This is a genomic window from Mycolicibacterium arcueilense, assembly GCF_058536225.1.
The window spans coordinates 1-2,749 of sequence record NZ_JBZTYL010000032.1 but is presented as its reverse complement, the minus strand read 5'-3'; the positions used below and the strand labels follow the sequence as shown (position 1 = coordinate 2,749).

At 63.6% G+C, this 2,749-nt stretch carries 1 protein-coding gene; it reads right to left on the bottom strand.

Translation table 11 applies throughout. The annotated features are described in order from the left end of the window. The coding region (locus AC4LGL_RS28250; protein ID WP_491841627.1) for a non-ribosomal peptide synthetase at nt 1-2,749 on the bottom strand (2,749 nt) is incomplete at both ends.

Below are 2,749 nucleotides of genomic sequence, written 5' to 3'. Positions count from 1 at the left end.
ACACCACCAAACGGACACGCCACAAACCGCGACGCCGTCAACCCACCACGACGCCAATACCCCACACCCACATTGCGGCCGGCGACATACAACTCACCCACCACACCCGCGGGTACTTCCCGGAGCCATCGGTCGAGAACGAACAAGGCGGCCCCCGGTACCGGTGAGCCAACCGGTGGACACCCCCGCCCACTCGTCAACGGGGCGCTCAGCGTCACCCACATCGTCGTCTCGGTCGGGCCGTACTGGTTGATCATCACGCGGCCTGGAGCCCACCGGTCCATTACTTCGGCCGAGCAGGGCTCACCGCCGACCAGTAACGCAATTGATCCCAAACCGTCTGGCGACAGCGCCGCAGCAGCCGTCGGCGTCAGGCCCAGGACGTTGACTTGCTGAGAGACCAACAACTCATGGAAGTCTTCCGGCGAGCACGCCGTGTCTTCCGGGATGACGACCAGGCGCCCGCCGCGCAGAAGGGCATTGAAGATTTCCCAGCCCGAGATGTCGAAGCTGTATGAATGCCACTGCGACCACACCTGTTCTGAAGCCGGCGGCAAGTCGCCGGTGTCGAGGGAGTCCATGAGATGGGTAACGTTGTGGTGTGCGATGGCCACACCCTTCGGGACGCCGGTAGTCCCCGAGGTGTAGATCAGGTAGGCGATGTCGTCAGCAATGGGCGCGGGTAACGGAGTACCGCGCTCCGCGTCGATGCGCGGGTCGTCGACATCGATGACCGTGACATCGCAGTTGTCGAGCCGTCCGGCAAGGTTCGCCGTGGTGACGACCGCGAGCGGTGCGGCATCGTCGAGCATGAACGTGATCCGCGCATCGGGGTGCATAGGGTCGATCGGCAGATACGCTGCCCCCGACTTGAGCACAGCGACGATCGAAACGATTGCCTCGGCACACCGGTTGAACAGCAGACCCACGTATCGGCCGGGCCCAGCCCCAAGGCCGATCAAACAGTGCGCCAAGCGATTCGATGCCTCATCCACCTCGCGGTAGGACATCGACCGATCCCCGCACACCAACGCCACTGCGTCCGGGTCACGGGACACCTGCTGCTCGAACATCACCGGAATCGACACCGGTGACGTCGCTGTCGTCAGCACTCCCCGATTGCCCATCTCATCGAGGCGGGTCTGATCGGGCGCATCCAGCAGTTCTATCGACGACAGCGACTGCTCCGGGTCGGTGGCGATCGCCGCCAGCACCCGCTGCAACCTGTCGATCATGGATTGGATGCCGGCCGTGTCGAACACGTCGGTGCGGAACTCCACCGATCCGCCGATTCCGGCAGATTCGCCAGTTTCGTCGAAACGTTCCCCCAGGTATATCGACAGGTCCATCCGAGCACTATGGGTATCTGTCGGTAACGAGGTCACGTGCAGATCACCCAGGCCTGGACCGGCCGCGGTGCCGTTGTCCTGTCCGGCGAAGTTCTGCCAGGCCAACATCACCTGGACCAGAGGGTGATGAGCCAGCGATCGAGTCGGCTTGAGCCGATCGACCACGATCTCAAACGGCACATCCTGGTGTTCCAGTGCCGCCAGACTGCGCGCACGGACCTGCCCCAGCACCTGAGAAAGCGTGGGATCGCCGGTCAGATCAACGCGCAACACCAAGGTGTTCACGAAGAACCCCACCACCTGGTCGAGCACGGCATCTCCACGCCCCGCGACCGGGACTCCCACCGCCACATCGGAACTGGAGCTGAGCTTCGACAGCAGAATTGTCAACGCTGCCTGCAGCACCATGTATGTCGTCGCGTTGTGTTCGCGAGCGACTTCGCGGACGCGCTGTTGCAGTTCGGCCGGCCACTCCACCGACACACTCGCGCCCCGGTGATCTGCCACCAACGGATAGGGCCGGTCGGTGGGCAATTCGAGACGCTCGGGCAATCCGGCCAACTCCCGTTCCCAATGCGCGAGCTGTCCAGAAATCCGACTATCGGGATCGGTCAGATCTCCGAGATACGCCCGTTGCCACAGGGCGTAGTCCACGTACTGCACCGGCAACGGCAGCTGCGCTGGCATCCTTCTCGCACAACGGCTTTCGTAGGCCACACAGACATCGGCCACCAGCGGAGTCACCGACCAACCATCAGCGGCAATATGGTGCACCACCGACACCAGAACATGCTCGTTCTCGTGCACGCGAAAAAGCCGTGCCTGCAAGGGGATCTCGACAGCGAGATCGAATGGTCGGCCGGCCACTTCTTCGCACGCCTCGGCCAGTTCGGCTGCCGACCAGCCGCCGGCATCTACCACCTGCCAACCGAAGTCAGCTTCCTCGGTAGGAAGAACCACCTGCCGAGGAACGCCGTCGACCGAGGTGAACACCGTGCGCAGAGACTCATGACGCTCGACCACGTCGGCGAACGCCGCGCCCAATGCCGACGCATCCAACGTTCCGACTATCCGAAACGCCGTGGGCATGTTGTAAATCGCGGACGGCCCCTCCAGCTGATCCAGGAACCACAGCCGCTGTTGGGCATATGACAACGGAATGACCGCCGGACGCTCCTGGGCGACCAGCGGCTCACGACCACCCGAACCTTCTCCGACCCGTCCAGCCAGCTCCCTCACCCTCGGCGCCTCGAACACCGACCGAACCGCAAGTGCGGAGCCCAAACCCGCATTGACCGCGTTGACCAACCGAATGGCCGACAACGAATCCCCGCCCAGGTCGAAGAAGGAGTCATCCACCCCGACCCGCTCCAACCCCAACACCTCGGCGTAGATGCCGG